This window comes from bacterium, assembly GCA_028820935.1.
Lineage (GTDB): Bacteria > Actinomycetota > Acidimicrobiia > Spongiisociales > Spongiisociaceae > Spongiisocius.
Genome location: JAPPHZ010000029.1, coordinates 56216 through 74112 on the forward strand (window position 1 = coordinate 56216; position 17897 = coordinate 74112).

The window sequence follows — 17897 nt, forward strand, 5'->3', positions numbered from 1 at the left end:
AAGTGACCCGGGTGGCGGTGATCGGTGGGGGCCACAACGGCCTGGTCTGCGCGTGTTTTCTTGCCAACGCGGGTCTCGACGTCACCGTTTTCGAGGCCAACGCGACGGTGGGCGGGTGCATATGGACCGAGCAGCTTCCGTCCGGCTACCGCCTGGAGCGGGGTGCCATCGACCACGGCATGATCCTCGGTATCGCCGATGAACTCGGCCTGGGACGGTTCGGCCTGGAGTACGCCTTCCGGGATGTGTCGGTCGGCGCCGGCTTCGGCGACGGTACCCGGCTGTTTTTCCACAGGGATCTGGCACCGACCCTGGCAGGCTTCGGCGGCCTCGACCCCGCAGACATCGAGGGCTACCGGCGGCTGGCGGAGCTGGGAACCGGTCTGCTGGGAATGATGGATGCCTTCGTCACCCCGCCGTCGCTCTCCCAGATCGCCGAGCTGGGGTCCGTTGCCGGATTCGACCCGCTCCGGACGGTTCTGGCCTCGGCGGAGAAGTTGGTCGCCGCCCATGTCGCCGATCCGCACCTGGCCGCTGCGCTAACGATGTACGGGGCGTTCAGCCAGGTCCCTCCATGGCTGCCCGGTAGCGGCCTGTTCGGCCTGCTGCTGGCCGGTTCGCACGGCCACGGGGCAGGGCGCCCGATCGGCGGCTCCGTCCAGCTCGTCAACGCCCTGGTCCGCGCCCTTGAGTCCGCCGGTGGGAAGGTCCGGACATCCGCGGTGGTCGCTTCGATCGATCGGTCGGGCGCCGAGTCGAGGATCACCACCGCCCAGGGCGACACCGCCATCTTCGACCGGGTCGTCTCGGCGCTCGACGTGGCGCGCACAGCCCGGCTCTTGGCCGAACCCGTGCCCGAGCTCGACGAGGCGGCCCGGATGGTGACCAGCGGATCGCTCAATGTGGCGGAGTTCAAAGTGGACCTGGCGCTGTCCGGCGGGGCCGAGCCCGGCCAATTCGGCCACCCCGAGGCGATCTGGCTGCTGCAGCAGACCCCCGCCTCGATGGCGCGGTCCTTTGGCGAGATAGCCGCCGGCACGTTTCCGTCGGAACCGGCCATGCTCTGGGCCTCTCCCTCGGCCATGGACCCGTCGGCCGCGCCCGCGGGAGGTGGCGTCGCCTGGCTGTCGACCTTCGTGCCGGCCCGCCTCCGGCATGGGGAATGGACCGGCGCGGAGGTGTCGAGGCAGGCGGAGCGGGTGATCGACGGTTACCAGGCCATCACAGGCGTATCAGTCAGGGACCGGATCGTCGACCAGCGGATCACCGGCCCTCTGGACTGGGAGAAACGCACCGGCGCCAGGTTCGGCAATCCCAACCACATCGACATGACCATCGACCAGATGTTCTCGCTCCGGCCCGGCGCCGGCCGCGGCTACCGGACCGCCATCCCCTGGCTCTACCTGACAGGGGCCGGCACCTTCCCCGGCGGAGGCTTGTCCGGTGTGCCGGGCAAGAACGCCGCGCTGACCGTACTCGACGACCTGGGCCGTAGCCGGTCACGGCAGGCTGGGCCGTCCACCATCTCGGCGCTGGTCCGAGGTTGGCGCTTGTACCGGTCGCTGAGGAAGCGATGATCGTCAACGACTGGCAGCTCATCGAGCTGCTGACCGGATACCAGCCTGCCGCGGCGATCACGACCGCCCACCGGCTGGGCGTGTTCTCCGCCCTCGGGAGCGCTCCTCGGTCGGCCGGTGAGCTCGCGGCGGAGTTGGCGGCGGATCCTTCCAACCTGGCGGCCCTGCTGGAGGCGCTGGTCGGGATCGGCCTGCTCAAGGGGGACGGCACCCGGTATACGGCCACTCCCTACTCAGTCGAGCGTCTGGGTCCGGGCGGAGAGATGGGCCTGGTCGTGGCCAAGGAGGCGGTGTTCGCCGGAGCCTGGTCTCGTCTCGACGAGGTAGTGACGGGAGGGCGCCCGGTGGTGGAGCCTTGGCGATCCCAGTTGGACGGGAATCCCGAGCAGGCCCGAGCCTTCCTGGACGCGCTCGATGTTCTCGCCAGGATCGGTGGACCTCCGCTGCACCAGCTTGCCGAACTCGCCCCTGGGAAGCGGGTCCTCGACGTGGGTGGTGGGCTCGGAACCTACGCCCGCCGCCTGTCCGAAGCGGGCTCTCATGTCACGCTGGTCGACTACCCCCTCGTCGCCCGCTGGGCGGGCGAGGAGTTGGAGGGCACGGGAGTGGAGGTGGTCGGGGTGGACCTCTTCGAGCACCCTTCCTGCGGGGTCCCACCCGGATCGATGGACGCCGCCCTGGTGTCCCATCTGATCCATGACCTCACCGAGGAGCGGGCGGTGCAACTGCTGCGGAGGGTGCGGTCGGCGATCGCGACGGGAGGCCACGTAGTGGTCAACGACTTCGCCGGCGACAGCGGTCCGGGAGCGTTCGGCCCCCTCTTCGATGTCATGATGAGGGTCGAAACCGGCGGAGCGGCCCATTCGAGAGCAACCCTGGAATCCATGCTGGCCCGGGCCGGGTTCGAGGGAATCAGGCGGTTACCGTACGACGATCCCCTCACGGTCTACACAGGCGTCAGGCCATGAGATCCCTCCACCAGCGAGGCCTGCGCGCCTTACTGGCGACCTGGGGGTCCATTTCGTGCAAAAGGCCCGCCGGTCCGCCAGGGGACAACAAGACCTGATCGCCTCAGGGGTTGGCTGGTTTGTGGGGGTGCGGGAGGTCGGGTGAGGGTTCGATTTGGCGTCAGGATCTTTTGGAGTCAGTCCCTTCCCGGTAGGCGGGGCTGTTGATCACGAGGTAGGTGAAGTTCCCGGCGCATTCGTACGGGACTCCTCTAGGGATGAGGATGAAATCACCGGGACCGAATCCGCGAGGCGGTTCGTCGCCGACTTGGGCAACTCCGTCGCCCTCCACGATGAACATGGCACGATCGGTCTCTTCGTTGGAGGACCGGCGGAGGCGCCCCCAGATCCTGACATGTGTGATGCTCAGCGAAGGCGTCTCGTCCGGCATCGCGAAGGCAGGGTCGCGTGCTCGGGATCCGATCACCTTCTTCATCACAATGGTGTCCCGGTCCGGCCCGATCTGGGTGATCGCTGGGACCTCGGCGAGACTTATCACCGGCATGGGTGCTTCCCTCAAACTCGAGTCCGTTCTCGGAGAATCGTACATCCAGACCCTCTTCCACGTAGCAAGGGCGCCTTGGAATCAAGGGATCAGAGCCCCCTCGGAGGGTCGGGGCCGTTAACCGGCAGATTCACGAGTTGTGGTCTCGCGAAAGACTCCTAAGTCGTCCTCACCGGCGCGCCGTCGTATGCAGGGTCTCTGAGGTCGGATCCCTCCCGGTAGGCGGGACTGTTGATCACCAGGTAGGTGAGGTTCCCCTTGAACTCGTAGGGAACCCCTCTGGGTATGAGGATGAAATCGCCCGGCCCGAATCGCTGTGGTGGGTCGTCGCCGACCCGGGCGATGCCTTCCCCGTCCACGATGAACATGGCGCGGTCTGTCTCATCGCAGGTGATCTGTTGCAGCCTGCCCCAGATCTTGATGTGGGTAATGCTGAGCGAAGGCGTCTCGTCGGGCATGGCGAACGCGGGATCGCGCTCCTTCGATCCGATCGCCTTCTTCATGACAAGTGTGTCCCGGTCGGGTCCTATCTCGGCGATCTCCGGCACGTCTTCGAGTCTTATGACGGGCATTGGTCCTCCCCTGCGGTCAGGAAACTTATGAGAGAACCGTACAACCCGGATCGGCTGACCAGGGTTGGTCGTCCAGAGAGTCAATAGCCAGAAACCGACCCGTGCCGGCAGGTAGTGGCTTGTTACCCCGAAGGTCATGCATCCGCTCCATTTGGATCTCGACGAGCCAAGACCCGGTCGGGCTCCATCACTCGGCGAGTGGTAGCCTGGAAGGGCCGACCAGATGAGGACAGCCATGTATGTCGAGGGTGGATCGACTCTGGACGAGATACTGGATCGGGGCTCCCTCCGGATGCCGATCGAGTTCCTTGGTCACCCCGACACGGGCGATCCGCCCGAGATGTATCGCAACCCCGAGACCGGTGAGTCCGAAGGTGTAGCCCCCCGGGTGGGAGCGATGATCGCGGAGGATCTTGGTGTGGACCTGGAGATCATCGAGACTCCGTGGCCGGACCAGATTCCCGCCCTGCTGGACGGGGTGGTGGACCTGCTGCCCAAACACACCCTTCTCCCTCAAAGGGCGCTGCAGCTGGAGTTCGTGGCAGGCCGTCTGATGCAAATACGGATTACGTGCCAGGTACCGGCCGAGCGGGCCGCCAACGGGATCGGGTCGCTTTATCAGGATGAGGATGAGCTGAGAATCGGCGTATGGCACGGTTCCAGTAACAGGGACGTGGCGGAGCGCTTCTTCCCCGCTGCGACCATCGTCGAAGCGTCGGAGCCGACCCGGTTGCTGCTGGACAGAAGGGTGGATGTCATAGTCGGTGACGCGGTTACCCGGCGCTACCTGGAGCTCAACCCGGAGGTGGCGTTGTTGCGGGAGCCGGACGGCAAGCTGGTGATCCTGTCGACCGAGTACAACAAGGTGTCCATCCGCCCAGGAGATCCGAGGTTCCTGAACTGGTTGAACAGCTGGTACGACTACCGGGACGCGCAGGGCGACATCCAGGAACTGTGCGAAACCTGGTGGGAGAGCTTCATGGCGGACCGCGAGTAGCCAGCGGTTCCTCCCAATGCAGAGGCAGCTGACCAATACCGGGCGGCTTAGGACTCCGGGAGCGGGCCCTGTTTCCTACCTCATCAGGGTCGCGGTGGGTGTCTCCAAGTACGCTCCTAAACCGGCCAAGCGAAGCGTGTCCTCAGCGAGCTACTACGCGGAGTCAGGGAGGCGAATGGGAGTCATCACGGTCAAGGGTGCTAGTTGAGAAGGCGGCCGACACAACGGCTCAGTCAGGCGACCACGATCCCTCTGGGTAGGTCGTGGAGGATCCTCGGACCCGGTCGCGTCAGTCCCTAGTCCGGTCCCGCCGCCTTCGCATAGCGACCCGCGAGCCCCGCTCGCGAGCATGATCAGCCGCACTAGTGGTGCCGCTCATGCGGCCGAGTTGTCCACCAGCGTGGCGCGGTGGATGCCGCGAGGTCTTGGGCGCACTGAACGGCTTGCGTAGCACCCGTTCCAGGAACGCCTCGCGGAACGACCGCTGGGGTCCTTGCGGGTCCTCGTAGCGCAGCACCCTCTCCAACCAGGCCGATAGCGCGCTGACGACCAGCACGACGACGACGTAGATCAGGCCCATCACCGTGTAGAACTCGAAGGGGCGGAAGGTCTCGCTCGACCCGATGCGCGCCACACGGATCAGTTCCAGGGCTCCGATGGCCGACACCAGCGAGGTGTCCATGAACAGCATGGCGAACATATTCGTGGTTGGCGGAATCGCGATACGCACCGCTTGCGGCAGCACGACGTCTCGGAACGACTGCCAAGCCGTCAGGCCGAGCGCCGCCGCAGCTTCGCGCTGCTCCCTTTGGATCGACTGCAGCGCACCGCGGTCTATCTCGGCGAGGTACGCGCCGTACAGGGTCGCGAGGCAGAAGACACCGGCTTGGAAGGGGGTGAGGAGGATGCCCGTCGCGCTGCCGAGGCTGTAGTAAACCCAAAAGATGTACACGTAGAGGGGTGTCCCGCGGGCGAGCTGCACGTAGCCGGTGGCCAGGCTCCGCGCCACCCGTACGGACGACATCTGCCCCACGGCGATGACCAGCCCGAGAACGATGGCACATGCCATGGCCACTATGGCAAGGACAAAGGTCATCGTCAGCCCTTCGAGCAACAAATCCGCCCGCCGCCAGACAGGTTCAAAATCCGGTGTATATCCCACGCATCGGCTCCTATTCAGTAACGGATGCGCTTTTCGAGGGTCCGGAAGATGCGCCCCAACCCGACTCCGACCGCGACGTACAGCACCGCGGCCGTGGTGAAGAACTCGAAGGGCAACTGGTAGAACTGCACGAGTTGCTGGCTGGTGCGCATCAGTTCAGCGACGCCGAGGACTGAGACCAGGGCCGACCCCTTCACAAGGCCTATGTACTCGTTGCCTATCGCGGGCAGCACGATCCTGACGGCCTGCGGGAATTGCACGTCCGTGAAAACCCGCACCGGACTGAGGCCGAGAGCAACTGCCGCCTGGCGCTGTGTGTGCGGGATTGCCTCCATGCCGGAGCGATAGATCTCCGCCAGGTAGGCCGACGACTGAATGGTCATCACCACGATGCCAGCTGTGATCGGCGACAGCTGGATGTTGAATGCCACGGTGACGCCGAAGTACAGCCAGATCAGGAAGGCGATAAGCGGCAGTCCACGAAAAATACTGATATAAGTGACGGCCAGCAGCCGGAACGGCTGGAACCGCGAGCCGCGGAACAGCGATACAACGAGGCCCACTGCGAGGCCGGACAACATAGACACCGTGGAGATATAGATGGTCAGCGCCAGCGCCGTCATGATTCGCGGACCGCTGGCCACGACCGTCTCTAGTTGGAACTCCAGCATTTACACGCGCCTTGGGGGACTCCCTAGGAGGGTGCTGAAATAGACGGGGATGGGTTGGCCCGCGATGCCTTGAGCTCGGGTCTCATTTCCGGAAAACGGGCCAACTGGACATTTTTCAGTACCCTCCTAGTTAAGGAGGTGGGCCAGAAACTCCTGTGTGCGAGGCTCCTTGGGGTTGTTGAAAAGAGTGTCCGGTCCGCCCTCCTCCACGATGTCCCCCTCGTCGACGAAGAGGATGCGGTCGCTGGAGTGCCGGGCGAAGCTCATGTGGTGCGTCACGACGACCATCGTCATGCCGCCTTCCGCCAGCCGCTGCATCTCTTGCACGACCTCACCGACGAGTTCAGGATCGAGAGCCGCCGTGATCTCGTCGAACAGCATCAGACGCGGCTCCATTACCAGCGCCCTTGCAATCGCCACTCGCTGCTGCTGGCCGCCCGACAGCGTATGGGGGTGGTTGTCGACCTTGTCCTTGAGCCCCACGTGCTCGAGTTGCTCGAGGCTGCGCTCACGCGCTTCGTCCTTCGACATCCCAAGCACCCGCATCGGCGCGAGCATCACGTTCTCGACTGCGGTCTTGTGCGGGAAGAGGTTGAACTGCTGGAACACGATCCCGATATGCGTGCGCAGTTGCCGCAGTTGGGGGTTGCCCCGCAGGCGCAGGCCACGACGCCGCGCGATGGGGACGTAGTCCGTTCCCTCGAAGATGACCTGCCCCTCGTCAGGTTGCTCGAGCAAGTTGATGCACCGCAGGAGCGTACTCTTACCCTTCCCGCTCGGACCGATCACAGCCACGGCCTCACCGCGCCGGACCGTGAGGTTGAGTCCCCGGAGGACATGCAGGCTCCCGAAAGACTTATGGAGGTTATTCACCTCCAGAACGACATCGCTCATGGTCCTTCGATCGCCTGGCGCCCCCTACTGGCTACTAGCCAGCGCCCGCGGCGGGCAACCCGGCGAGGTCTGCGGGGATGCCGCGCTCCTGGTTCCAGGCCAGCTTGAGGTTGCGAAGAGTGCCGTTGGCGGTGTAATAGGCGACCCAGTTGTTCAGCCAGGTGAGGAACTCGATGTCGCCGTAGCGGACCACGAACGACCCCTGGTGGGTGCTTATCGCTCGCATCTGCCAAATAGTCGCCCGGGGATTGTTCTGCATATAGTCCCACGCGTCGCCCGTATCGGCGATCATGGCGTCGGCGCGGCCGGTCGCAACCTCCTCGAACGCCTGCGCTGACTCGAGCCCGCGATGCTGTGCCCGGGGGAAGCTGTTCTCCACGATGATCTGGTGGGCGCCGCCCAGAAGGAACGTGATGGTCCTATCGGGCTGGTTGAGGGCCACTATGACTTCGTCGAGGTTCTCTACTTCAAGCAGTTCGCTCTCGGCGTTGAGGACCAGGGCCTGGGGGTAGTACTCCATGGGATCTGTGAAGGTGACCGCAAACGCGCGCTCGGGCGTTCGAGTCATACCCTGGGTGATCATGTCGACCTGCCCGGTCTGGATTGCCGGTATGAGGGCGGTCCATTCCATGTCAACCCACTCAACGTCAACCCCGAGGTCTGCGGCGAGGATGTTGGTGACGTCTACGCCGTAGCCCAGTCGCTCCCCGGTATCGGGGTCGAGGAAGCACGTTCCCTTGTAGAGGCACTCGGCACCGACGCGCAGGGTGCCGCGATCCCTGATCCGATCGAGTGTGCTTTGCTCGGTGGCGCTACCTTCGTCGGTCGAAGCAGTATCTCCCTCCGCGCAGGCGGCGAGGATGACGGCCATAGCCACGACCAGCGGGATCAGCCGAACAGTTCGAAACCAGTTCGCAAACACCATCTCGGACCTCCTCATCCTGGTACGGAACAAGCCATTCGAGCGTACCACTTTGCACCCCCTCCGGGTCTGCCAGAGAGTGTTTTATTTGACTTGGTTTCGCCTCTCACCACGCCCTTTAGGTCTTCGAGGCGCATGAGCCGCTCCACGGTGCAGCGCGCTACCTCGATCCCATCACGCTGGAGCTGGCGCCATACCTTGCGGGCTCCCTAAACCCCGAGGTTCGACTCCCAAACCCTCCGGATCTGGACACGCAGTTCGTTGTCCCTCTGTCTCCCGAACCTCCCGCCGCAGCGCCCGCAACTCGGTGCGCTCGTCAGAACTCAACCCAGCCCGCAAGCTCTGACCTTGTTCCGCCTGACGCACCCGCTTGCGCAACGTCTCGGACGAACAACCGAACTTCGCAGTGATCGAACAGATCGCTGCCCACACAGAACCATGCTCCCCCCGGGTGCTCCAACACCAACCGGACAGCCCGCTCCCGAAGCTCAGGTGAATATGTGATCGGTCTCCCCATTACTCCTTTATCTCCCAACTAATCGAGTCTCCGGGGTAACCGGGGCGGTTCAGGCTTCGATTTGACTTGCGGTTGTGTCAGCGGCAGGGCTCCGCCGAACCCGCCGCGCGTTGGGTAAGTACGGCGTTGCTTTGTTGGCAATGTCCGTGGTGATCTGGCCAACTCATCGCCGAAGAAAGTGCCTAAGTCAAACCATAGGAGTTAGGCCATACCATTGGAGCTCGAAGGATGCTAGTCATCGAAGGTCAGGGTGATCCGCTCGTCAGGGCAATGTGAGTTGGCACAACTGAGGGGATCGTGGGTTGAGAAAGCCGTTCATGATGGTTCTCTCGAGGAGGCTATGCTCACGGCGACATGAGCGGCGGCGGTCGGGCCCCTCACGCAGAAGGGGACCAAGAGCAACCACATGATGTCGTCCGAGGATTGTTGGTTGCGTCGGCCGAGGAGATGGCCTCAGTCGTTTCGTTGGCGGACGCCGTCGAAATCCAGCGTCGGGCGTTCGTCGAATACTCCAGCGACCTCATCAGCAACCCTGCTCACACGGTCTTGGCGATTCCACAGGGTACAGCTGTGATTACGCCGGCGTGGCTACGCCGGACTGGAGATCTGGGACTCAAAGCCCTAACGGCCTATCCCGAGAACCCCAGGGGGGATCGACCGGCGAACCAGGCTGTCGTGGTGATGTTCGATGAGAGGACTGGCGCACCCGCGGCCGTTCTTGATGGCACCTGGATCACTGCAGTGCGAACGGGTGTTGCCGCTGCGCTTGGAGTGAGCGCCCTAGCACGAACCGATACAAGCTCTTTGGCGATGCTGGGGAGTGGTCCAGTGGCCTATTGGGCTGTGTTAGCGACGTGCCGGGTAAGGCCTATCGAGGCTATCCGCATCTGGAGTCGTGACATCACGAACGCAGAGAAACTGGCTGCCAGGCTCTCGCACGTCATCACGCAACAACGAATTGAGCCAGTCTCGACGATAGACAAGGCGGTTCGCGGCGCTGAAGCTGTCGTAACAGCTACGCCCGCGACTACAACCCTCATTGATGCCGAACATATCCATCCTGGTTCACACGTTTCGTCTCTTGGAGATTACGAACTTGGTTTGGGTTTGCTCGTTCGTGCTCGCGTTATTGTCGACTCCCTCGAAACGTGTTGGACTGAGGCACCAGAACTCGCCTCTGCTCAGAATGACTGCCATGCCGGTGAGGTTCACGTCGCTGGAGAATTGGGAGATGTGCTATCCGGACGGCGTGTTGGCCGGCGCACCCCAGAGGACATTACGGTCTTCAAGTCGACGGGGTTGGGATTCCAGGATGTCGCACTCGGGGGCGAGATCGTCCGACGAGTTCGTCAGGCCCGATCACCATAGTGCTGTTCCACACGTCACCATATCTCATTCTCGAGCTTCGGCTGGGTCGCTTGGTGTAGCAGGGTCCGCCCGAGGACCTGATTCCGCAGGCCGCGGAAACAAGAGCCTGAAGAGGTTCCTCGGCTCCATGCCTACCCCGTGACAGCGCAAAACCACTAGGATGCCTGCCCGAGTAGCGGTAACGGCTACTCCATCCCTGGACCAAGGTTGGCGGTATCGCATGATTCCCATAGCCCAGCAAGCCGGTAGTTCATCGGCCGCGTGCGCTGACAGTACGAGCTTCGTTTGCGACACCGTTTACCAGTGGACCGGCAACGAGGCGGTGGCCGGGATAGCGGCGTGGCTCTTTGGACGCGGGTTGGTCCTCGCCCTGATCCTGGTGGGTGGGTGGTTGGTCTCCAGGGCCGTCAAGCGGGCGATCGAGCACTTCACGGAACGGATAGGCAGACCGGATCTGCGGGATGTGGGTCGTGATCCGGCTGCCAACGAGGAAGCGGAGACGGTCCGGGCAAAGGCCCGGGCCGAGACGCTGGCGGTGGTTCTCCGCAGCGTGGCCCAGACCACCATATGGGCGCTGACGGCGCTGCTGGCTCTCGGCCAACTCAATATCAACCTCGGGCCCCTGCTCGCCGGCGCCGGTGTGGTCGGTATAGCGATAGGTTTCGGTGCTCAGTCGGTGGTCAGAGACTTCTTGGCTGGGATCTTCCTGATGGTCGAGGATATCTACAGCGTGGGAGATGACATAGACTTCGGGCGGGGCCGGGGAACCGTGGAGAAGATAAGTTTGCGGTCCACCTCGATCCGTACCCGTCAGGGCACCGTCTGGAATGTTCCCAACGGCAAGCTCGACTTCGTGGCCAACTACTCGCAGCTATGGGCCCGGGCGCAGATCGATGTGGAGGTCCCGTACGACTGCGACCTCCGCGAGGCCATGGAGGTAATCCGCCGAGCCGGTCAGGAGATGTGGGAAGACCCGGAGTGGGGCGAGGACGAGCTCTCGGAGCCCCCCGAGGTCAAGGGCGTCCAGAACCTCGCCGAGTCCGGCATCTTCATCCGGGTCAGGGCCAAGACCCGGCCTTCCGTGCAGTGGAGGACCGAACGGGAGTTGCGCCTACGCATCAAGGAAGGCCTCGATGCCGCCGGCATAGAGATGCCCTTCCCCCACCGGACCGTCATAATCCGCGGCGGGGATCCCGAGGGACGGGCCTGAGACCCCACCATCCTCGAGGGTGACCGGGAGAGAACGTCCCCCTTGCCCGAGCGGCGCCTGCCGCTGGTACCCGCACCTGCTGATGGAGTTCGCCCGGTTCGGGCTGGGGGCCTGTTTCAGGAACGGGCCAGTAGCGAGTGTTGACCGAGCCGCGCGCGGCGGGCCAGCCGGCGGGCCGGCGAGCGGGACTGTTCGGCTACCTCGGTCGGGTCGACGTGGACCACCTCGCCTCCGGCTACGGACCTCGATCCGGCAACCCACACCTCGGCCACCTCGCGGGGGCCTGCGCAATAGACGACCGCCTGGAACGGATCGTGGATGTTGGCCAGGGTGGGGGATCGGCCGTCGAACACCACCAGGTCGGCCTGCTTGCCGGGTTCGAGGGAGCCGAGTTCGCCATCGAGGCGCAGGGCTCGGGCGCCCTCTATGGTCGCCATCACCAGCGCGTCCCGGGCGGAGAGAGCGGTCGCCTGGAGCCGGTCGACCCGCTGGAGGAGGACGGCTAGCTTGATCGCCTCGAGCATGTCCTGGCGGTCGTTGCTGGCAGGACCGTCCACCCCGATACCGACCGGCACACCGCGCCGACGCAGGGCGGAGACCGGGCACACTCCGGACGCGAGGATCATGTTCGAGACCGGGTTGTGAGCCACCCCAACCTCGTGCTCGGCCAGCAGGTCCCGATCGCTCTCGTCCAACCACACGCAGTGGGCGGCGATGGTCGGACCGTCGAACAGGCCCAGACGGGCGCACTGCTCGATGGGTGACCGGCCCGTGGCGGCCCTCACCGCGGTCACCTCCTCGCGGACCTCGTGGAGATGTATGTGGCTTCCGTGGTCGGCGGCCAGCATCACGGACTGCTCGAAGAGCCCCTCCGACTGCGCGCCCAGGAGCGCGATCCCGACCCGGAAGCGGGACAGGCGGCTACTCTCGCACGCTTCCCGGAGGGCGGCATGCTCCTCGAGGATGGCCGACACAGCGGCGCCTCTCCGATCCGCGGCGCCGAACGTGACCACGCCGCGCAGTCCCAGTTCATCCAAGGCCCGGACGACCCCGGGGGTGACGGGTTGGTCGGCCGGGTCGCACACGAACATGTCGCTGGCCAGCGTTATCCCGGTCCGTAGCATCTGTATCCCGGCCATGAGCGTGCCTACGTAGGCCGTCTCGTCGTCGTGATGGGGCGCGGTGGGGTTGACCACCGCCTCTATCCATTCCCAGAGCGTGTAGTCCTCGGCGATGCCTGTGAAGAGGGCCTCCGAGAAGTGTCCGTGGGTGTTGATGAAGCCGGGCGTGATGATGGAGTGGCGGTCTCCGTGGACCTTGTCGTCAGGATGGCGGCGCCGGAGTTCGTTCCAAGGCCCTACCTCGTCGATCAGGTCGTCGGAGATGCGCACCGCCCCGTCCTCGATCATCTCCGGGGTCGACGAAGTGAGGATATAGCCCCCGCGGACCAGGATCCCCCGTTGGCTCATCCGGACTCGCGAGGTGTATGAAAGTCGTAGAGGTCGGGTCCGGGCTTTACCAGGTCCTCGTACAGTTCCGGTCTGCGGGCCCGGAGCAGGCCGGGTATGGAGGAGAATGCCTTCGGCTCGACCATCGAGTCATCCTGCGCCCTCAGCCACTCCACCCGGTCGAGGTCCAGATTGGCCAGCAGCAACTCCTCGGTACCGGAGTTGACCAGCACGTACTCGGGACCGGCGATCATGGCGGCGCCGACCTCGTCGCGCCAGATGTTGTTGGTCATGGCCACGTAGCAGAGGTTCTCTATGGCCCTTGCGCGGACGATGGTCTGCCAGTTGTCAGTGAGCGAGGTGAAGCCGCCTCCCGCCGGGGACAGGATCACTTGGGCGCCTCGTAGCGCGAGCACCCGCGTGGGCTCGGGTATCCAAAGCTCCGAGCACACCACGATCCCCATGCGGACCCCGTCCATCTCGAACAGGGCCAGATCGGGGCCGGGCGCCACCCAGACCCTCGCTTCGTCGGGCGGGAGGGTGGCCGGATGCGCCCGCTCGTAGCGGAGCAACTGCCGCCCCCCGCGGTCCACTGCGTAGACCACGAGGCGGAAGTTCCCGTCGGCGCACCGCTCCATGCGGCTCCAGCACACGGAGATGTGGTGGTCCGCCGCCGCGGCCGCCATGGCCTCCGCCGCCTCGTACGTGTCCCGGGGCTTACCGAGCACCGGGCCCGGGTATCCCTCGGGGAAAAGGATCACGTCGGCCCCGAGATCGGCTGCCCGGGCGGCCAGCTCCACCGCCCGGGCAACGTTCACTTCTGCGTCGGGATTCACCACCGTGCGCGGCTGCGCAACGGCGAGCCGGAGAGATCCCGCCGCCATGTCCTTACAGCCCGATGGAGAAGTCGATGAACTCGTTGGTGACGAGGTCTTCCGGAGCGAGCCCGCTGACGTCCGCCTCGGTCACCTGGTCGATGATCGCCAGGAGCCCGACGACTCTGTCCATGTCGAAGTCGCCGAGGGTGTCGTTGTCACCATTGCCCATGATGCCGAGTTCCAGCATCGTGGACACCGCGAAGTCAGCCACGCCTTGGGTGTAGATCCATCCGGTGTCGTAGACGTCCACCAACTCCAGGATCAACTGGTTGGTCGGATCCGGGTTGTTCAGGAAGTCCACGTGGGCCTGCTGGATGATGGGCACCACTTCCCGGAGGCAGTCAGCCCGGTCGGTGGCATCGGCAGCCCGGACACCGAGCGCCTGGAAGTACTCCTCGAAGCCGGTGTCGTGGATCAGTTGGGTCCGGACCGGCTTGCCCCACTCGGGCACCTCCACCTCGTAGATGTAGGGCTCGGCGGTGGCGAACCCGGCCTCGGCGACCTCGCCGCCGGCGCCGATGAACGCGGCCGGCTTGGGCGCGTCGGTCAGGTCCATCTGGGACTCGTCCATGATCCCCTCGGCGATCCACCAGTCCTGGAACACGTCTGGGCGTCCGAGCAGGATGATCGCCCCTTCGTCCTTGAGATCGGCGATCTTGTCGACGTTCGGGTAGGTCTCCGGGTCCCAGTAGACCGCGAAAGCGCTCTTCTCGAACGTCGCCATCACGCTCACGACCGGGACGTCCGCATAGGTCGACATGGCTTCGGTCGCCCGGACGAAGCCCATGAAGATGTCCTGGTCCTGGTACAGCAGCGACTGCACCGGCTGGAAGCCGACCGCGAAGCCGCCGATACGCACCTCGATGTCGATGCCGGTGTCCTCGCCGCCCGCGACCAGCGGACCGCGGACGCTCTTGGCGTCGTTGTTGATCTCGTAACCGGGACCGACCAACTGGTAGATGCCGCCGTGCTCCGACTCGGGTTCCCAGTCGAGCTGGATCACGAGCGGGTCGGGGCAGACATCCGCCAGCGTCATCGCCGCAGCCTCTGTCGTAGCAGGCGCTGCGGTGGTGGCCGGCGCTGCGGTGGTAGCCGGGGCCGCCGTGGTGGCGGGGGCTTCCTCTTCGCCGCCGCACGCCGCTGCCACCAGCGACAGAGCGGCGATCAGGGCCAGCGTGGTAGCTGCCCTTCCTCCTATCCGATGTCTTCTCATGTCGGCCTCCTTTCCGATCTTCCGTTGCTGCCTGTTCTATGGCTCCTGACCGCGCCCGATTCCGGTCGGATCCGCACGTCTAAGTGTCCTTGTTCCGCTCGTCAGCCCACGACGGATCCCAATGGCCGACGGCCCGGCGGCCGATCACGCCGAATATCCAGAAAGCCACCACGCCGAGCAGGCAGGCGGCGATGACCGCGGCCAGCAGTTCCTCGCTTCTGAGACGGCGGCTGTATCGGTCGAGCAGGATGCCCAAGCCGGGCTGGCCCCGACCGAAGAAGAAGTCGCCCACGATCGCTCCGATCACCGACAAGCCGGCCGAGGTGCGGAGCCCGGTGAAGATGAGCGGGCGGGCGGCAGGGACCTGGAGCTTCAGAGCCCGGGTCCACCGGCCGGCGTTGTGGAGCGTGAGCAGGTCATGCAGTCTGGGGTCGGCACCCTGCAAGCCGGTCAGGGAGTTGATGACGATCGGGAATAGAGCGATGATCACGCAAACCGTTACCCGAGACATCAACCCGAAGCCGAACCAGAAGCCGAGGAGCGGGACCAAGGCCAGGATCGGCACCGTCTGGCACACGACGGCCCAGGGGTAGAGCGAGCGCTCGATCCACTTGGCCTGGCTCATCACCAAGGCCATCGAGAACCCCAACGCGAAGCCGATTAGCAGCCCGAGGCCGGCGACCATGGCGGTCCGGTACAGGCCGCCCATGATCTCCCCTAGCACCTCTCCGTCGAGAATCCCCTCCTCGATCACGCCGTGGGGCGGCGGGAGGAGAAAGCGCCGGTCGGGCTCGAGCACGAAGAAGGTGATTCCGTACCAGAGGAGGATTATGGCCAGGGCGACCAGAGCGGGTGGTATGGCAACGCCGAGCAGTTCCCGGATGCGGGCGGGGCGGGCGCGGGAGGCGTTAGTGGATGCGCCGGTCCGGTTGCTCATGATGCCTCTGCCAGTGCGGCGGCGACCTGGCCGGCCAGCACCGCAAACTCCGGCTCGTAGCGGATTTCGGGCTGGCGAGGGAACTCGTAAGGGATTTCGAACTCGGCCACGAGCCTTCCCGGCCGTTTGCTCATCACGAGCAGGCGAGATGCCAGGAATACGGCCTCGTCAACCGAATGCGTGACGAACAGGGCCGCGAAGCGTCGCTCGGAGAACAGGGCGCACAGCTCTGCGTTGAGCCGTGCCCGGCTGATCTGGTCCAGCGCACCGAACGGCTCGTCGAACAGGAACAGGTCGGGATCGAGCAGCAACGACCTGGCGATACTGGTGCGCATCTTCATCCCGCCCGACAGGGCCAGGGGATAGTGGTCGCGGAACTCCTCGAGCCCGACCAGCGAGAGCACCTCGTCGGCGCGCCGCCTGGCCTCCTGGCGTCCCAACCCGTCCAGTTCGCCTAGGAAGGTCACGTTCTGTTCCACCGTACGCCACGGCATCAGCGTGGGCTCCTGGAAGATGTAGCCGACGTTGTCCGAAGACCGGCTCACTGTGCCTTTCGTGGGCTCGATTAGTCCCGAGCCGAGCCTTAGAACGGTTGACTTCCCGCACCCGGACGGTCCCACTAGGGATACGAACTCGCCCTTGCGGATGGTGAGGCCGATGGGATCCAGGGCATCGATGGACCCGAAGGACTTGGTTACTTCGGCGAAGGCGATTACCGGATCCAAGGCCAACGATTCCTTCCTTACCTCTCGCGCCGCGCATATGAGGAACACGCAAGCGATTAGCAGTTGACCAACCCTAGCAATTTGGCCAATGGAGGCCGGGAAGACGTCCCGGTCGACCCGGCCGTCGGAATGTGATCCCGGCTTGGCGGACAGTGGCCAAGCGACTCCGCCAACTCCTATGATTCTCTGGCCAGCCAGCTTGCTTCGGAGGGTCCGTGCTCGTCTACGTCCACCCAGACCACCGCCTCCATGATCCCTCGGAGCCCCACCGATTCGGGGGAGTCCTCTTGCCTCCGGCAGAGACCGCGGCGCGAGCCGACCGCATTCTCTCCGCCCTGGCACAGCTCGAAGAAGTCGACGTGGTTTGCCCCCCTCCTGTTGACGAGCAGGACTTGCTCCTCGTACACGAGCCCGAGTACCTGGAGTTCCTGCACATGGCGCACGACCGCTGGCGGGCCGCCACCGGCGCCCCGGCCGACGGCGAAGCGGTGGCCTACATCCGTCCCATTCCCGGATTGCCGGGCCGGCCCCCTTCCCATGTCGACGCGCAACTCGGCATCTATTCCAACGATGTCGACCCGATCCTGGAGGGAACCTGGCCGGCAGCGCTCTCGGCGGCGGCGAGCGCCGTCGCCGCGGCCGGGGCCGTCCATGACGGGGGGAAGGCCGCCTATGCCATCTGCCGACCGCCCGGCCACCACGCCGCTCCGGCGACCTTCGGCGGCTACTGCTACCTGAACAACACCGCCCTCGCGGCGGCGTGGCTGGCGTCACGGGGGGCCAGCGTGGCGATCGTGGATGTCGACACCCACCACGGCAACGGCACCCAGGCGGTGTTCTGGGACCGTGGGGACGTACTGACCATTTCGATCCACGGTGATCCCGAGGTGCACTTCCCGTTCTTCTCCGGCTTCCCCGAGGAGCGGGGCGAGGGGGCCGGGCGCGGTGCCAACCTCAACCTTCCCCTCCCGAGCGGGTCGGGCTGGCCCGCCTATCGCCCCGCCCTGGAGGAAGCCATCGAAGCCGTCCACTCCTTCGGAGCCGACTTCCTGGTGGTGGCTCTGGGGGTGGACACCCATGTCACCGACGGGGTGCTGGCCCTGACCGACGAGGACTATCCATTGCTCGGGCAAACGCTGCGCACCGGCCTGCCCGCTGTGATCATCCAGGAGGGAGGCTACGGTCCCGGCGTTCTCGAGTCGGCCGTACCGGCGGTGTTGTCCGCCTTCGAGTAGGGGAGCCCTCGCTACCGAGTTCTCACTATTGTTCTCATGTGGCTGCACGCATCCCGTCC

17 protein-coding genes and 1 pseudogene are annotated in these 17897 nt (G+C 65.0%); 6 read left to right on the forward strand and 12 right to left on the reverse strand.

The features are described 5' to 3' along the window. Window positions 1-2: 2 nt before the first annotated feature. Window positions 3-1577 (forward strand): NAD(P)/FAD-dependent oxidoreductase, encoded by a 1575-nt coding sequence (locus OXM57_06385; GenBank protein ID MDE0352301.1) that lies wholly within the window; start codon window positions 3-5, stop codon window positions 1575-1577. Continuing rightward, window positions 1574-2545, forward strand: a complete 972-nt coding sequence (locus tag OXM57_06390) for a methyltransferase (protein ID MDE0352302.1) — start codon at window positions 1574-1576, stop codon at window positions 2543-2545. Before OXM57_06385 ends, OXM57_06390 begins: the two co-directional genes overlap by 4 nt. Before the next feature lie 160 nt (window positions 2546-2705). On the opposite strand, the gene OXM57_06395 is transcribed toward OXM57_06390, so the two are convergent. Both OXM57_06395 and OXM57_06400 read right to left on the reverse strand, forming a co-directional pair. After that, window positions 2706-3089 (reverse strand): hypothetical protein, encoded by a 384-nt coding sequence (locus OXM57_06395; protein MDE0352303.1) that lies wholly within the window; start codon window positions 3087-3089, stop codon window positions 2706-2708. 158 nt (window positions 3090-3247) lie between these two features. Then, window positions 3248-3661: a hypothetical protein gene (locus OXM57_06400; GenBank protein ID MDE0352304.1), complete on the reverse strand. Its 414-nt coding sequence runs from the start codon at window positions 3659-3661 to the stop codon at window positions 3248-3250. A 223-nt stretch (window positions 3662-3884) separates the two neighbouring features. Here OXM57_06400 and OXM57_06405 point away from each other — a divergent pair, with 223 nt between their 5' ends. Beyond that, on the forward strand, window positions 3885-4658 hold the full coding sequence (locus OXM57_06405; protein MDE0352305.1) for a transporter substrate-binding domain-containing protein: 774 nt from the start codon (window positions 3885-3887) through the stop codon (window positions 4656-4658). 289 nt (window positions 4659-4947) lie between these two features. Here OXM57_06405 and OXM57_06410 read toward each other — a convergent pair whose 3' ends face one another. From OXM57_06410 to OXM57_06430, 5 genes and pseudogenes are all read right to left on the reverse strand, one after another. Further along, on the reverse strand, window positions 4948-5820 hold the full coding sequence (locus OXM57_06410) for an amino acid ABC transporter permease (GenBank protein ID MDE0352306.1): 873 nt from the start codon (window positions 5818-5820) through the stop codon (window positions 4948-4950). 14 nt (window positions 5821-5834) lie between these two features. Further along, a complete protein-coding gene (locus OXM57_06415; GenBank protein MDE0352307.1) occupies window positions 5835-6491 on the reverse strand; it encodes an amino acid ABC transporter permease in 657 nt (218 codons plus the stop codon). Between the two features lie 126 nt (window positions 6492-6617). Then, on the reverse strand, window positions 6618-7385 hold the full coding sequence (locus tag OXM57_06420) for an amino acid ABC transporter ATP-binding protein (protein ID MDE0352308.1): 768 nt from the start codon (window positions 7383-7385) through the stop codon (window positions 6618-6620). 34 nt (window positions 7386-7419) lie between these two features. Next, window positions 7420-8310: a transporter substrate-binding domain-containing protein gene (locus tag OXM57_06425; GenBank protein MDE0352309.1), complete on the reverse strand. Its 891-nt coding sequence runs from the start codon at window positions 8308-8310 to the stop codon at window positions 7420-7422. Between the two features lie 98 nt (window positions 8311-8408). Further along, window positions 8409-8824, reverse strand: a pseudogene (locus OXM57_06430) (IS3 family transposase). A gap of 426 nt (window positions 8825-9250) precedes the next feature. Here OXM57_06430 and OXM57_06435 point away from each other — a divergent pair. Next, window positions 9251-10192, forward strand: coding sequence for an ornithine cyclodeaminase family protein (locus tag OXM57_06435; protein MDE0352310.1), 942 nt, complete (start codon window positions 9251-9253; stop codon window positions 10190-10192). Window positions 10193-10412: 220 nt separating this feature from the next. Beyond that, on the forward strand, window positions 10413-11402 hold the full coding sequence (locus OXM57_06440; GenBank protein MDE0352311.1) for a mechanosensitive ion channel family protein: 990 nt from the start codon (window positions 10413-10415) through the stop codon (window positions 11400-11402). Between the two features lie 116 nt (window positions 11403-11518). Here the strand turns inward: OXM57_06440 and OXM57_06445 are convergent, their stop codons facing one another. From OXM57_06445 to OXM57_06465, 5 genes are all read right to left on the reverse strand, one after another. After that, the gene (locus tag OXM57_06445) at window positions 11519-12871 is read right to left on the reverse strand and encodes an amidohydrolase (GenBank protein MDE0352312.1); all 1353 of its coding nucleotides are present in this window, start codon (window positions 12869-12871) and stop codon (window positions 11519-11521) included. Further along, entirely contained in the window at window positions 12868-13734 is an 867-nt protein-coding gene (locus OXM57_06450) for a carbon-nitrogen hydrolase family protein (GenBank protein ID MDE0352313.1), read from the reverse strand. The genes OXM57_06445 and OXM57_06450 overlap by 4 nt, the downstream gene beginning before the upstream one ends. Window positions 13735-13738: 4 nt before the next feature. Beyond that, complete coding sequence (locus OXM57_06455) at window positions 13739-14941, reverse strand: hypothetical protein (GenBank protein ID MDE0352314.1); 1203 nt, start codon at window positions 14939-14941, stop codon at window positions 13739-13741. A gap of 79 nt (window positions 14942-15020) precedes the next feature. Next, window positions 15021-15878: an ABC transporter permease gene (locus tag OXM57_06460; protein MDE0352315.1), complete on the reverse strand. Its 858-nt coding sequence runs from the start codon at window positions 15876-15878 to the stop codon at window positions 15021-15023. Continuing rightward, window positions 15875-16603, reverse strand: a complete 729-nt coding sequence (locus tag OXM57_06465; protein ID MDE0352316.1) for an ABC transporter ATP-binding protein — start codon at window positions 16601-16603, stop codon at window positions 15875-15877. The genes OXM57_06460 and OXM57_06465 overlap by 4 nt, the downstream gene beginning before the upstream one ends. A 215-nt stretch (window positions 16604-16818) precedes the next feature. On the opposite strand from OXM57_06465, the gene OXM57_06470 reads away from it, so the two are divergent. Continuing rightward, window positions 16819-17838 carry a histone deacetylase family protein gene (locus OXM57_06470; GenBank protein ID MDE0352317.1) on the forward strand — a complete coding sequence of 340 codons (1020 nt, stop codon included), beginning with the start codon at window positions 16819-16821 and terminating at the stop codon, window positions 17836-17838. Window positions 17839-17897 lie beyond the last annotated feature (59 nt).